The following is a 1318-nucleotide window of genomic DNA, read 5'->3' as shown; positions in this document are numbered from 1 at the left end:
AACTAAACCTCGCTCCAGCCATCAATTGTAGCCATCAAAATATTCACCAAAGGATGGTCTATGGCTTCCTTGAAAGCTTCTACTCCTCCTGCTTTCAGGCTGGGGGGGCGACATGAGAGCTAAAAAGTAGACTGTATAAGCTTCATAGCTCTCATACCTTGTAAATAATTATCGAGCTTATGACGACTTAAACGCATCAAATTTTCAACTAATTCCCAACACTTATCCATAAAATTAATCCAGTTTTGCCCATAAAGCCCAATATAAAAACTGCTATGCCTTTTAGTTAATCGCCCATATTATTTAACTCTAGCTACATATTTTTGAACTCCTTTTTTATTAATTATTTCTCCTGCAATAGTGGCAGTTAAATAAGCAAAAGATATTAAAATAACTAAAGAAATAAAGCGTTGTCCGACAACATTGCTGCCTTCCATATTATATCCCCCGCTCTTATAGTCTCGGAACATCTCTTCAATATCAAAGCGTTTTTTATAAGCTTCGATTGCTTCCGAAGTACTGCTCATATTTGTTATAATAAACCAACCTTCTTTTGTCACAGATCTTCGATAACTCTTTTTCCATTTACAGGCAACACTAAATCCTTTAATTTTTTTGGTTTTTGTAACTTTAACATTTTTAAAAAATAAAGATTTTCCCGGTTTTAAACCACAATTTTTCAAGGAAACCCACCCAGAATTTTTTAGTTCAATTTGTTCCGATTCTTTTAGTCTCAAACAAAATTGAAACCCTTGTGTATCTAGCCATTGAGCCAATTTAACCGAACAAAACTCTCGGTCTCCTAAAACCACAACTTGATAGTTTTCAAACAGACCTATAATATTTGATATTAGTTGTTTTTGCTCTGATAAATTGCTGGCTCCCAACTTTGATAGTAGTTCAAAATAAACGGGAATTGCTCGTTTCTTGTAAATTATACTAATCATCAATAAATTTTTGTTCTTCCAATTAGTTCTATCGATAGCCAAATAGATTGTTGATTGTTTAGTAAATGTTTGTTTGAGCCATTCTCGAATAATTGGAAACCACAATAATTTGATCTGAAATATTGGTAATGACAAAAATCTCTGTATTTTTTTACGTCTTGAACTAAATTTAATAGGTAAAGGTAATGACTCGGCAATTTTCTCTAGTTTAACATTTTTGATATCTTGTATAAGAATTACTACAATAGAAAAAAACAATAATTGAGATTCGGAAAGTAGATTTTTTAGATGTTTTTGATATAATTCTTGTCTCATTCTCGATTGGTAGGTCGTATTGACAATTTATGACCTATCTTTTTTTACCATAATTT

General features: G+C 31.9%; 1 pseudogene. It reads right to left on the bottom strand.

What is annotated here, in order from left to right:
- Positions 1 to 99 precede the first annotated feature (99 nt).
- Positions 100 to 1262, bottom strand: a pseudogene (locus F6K37_RS42830) (IS4 family transposase); the annotation flags it as partial.
- Positions 1263 to 1318 lie beyond the last annotated feature (56 nt).

It is taken from the genome of Moorena sp. SIO4E2, assembly GCF_010671945.1.
Classification (GTDB): domain Bacteria; phylum Cyanobacteriota; class Cyanobacteriia; order Cyanobacteriales; family Coleofasciculaceae; genus Moorena; species Moorena producens.
The sequence above is the reverse complement of the archived record's forward strand: the minus strand, read 5'-3'. Positions and strand labels throughout refer to the sequence as shown.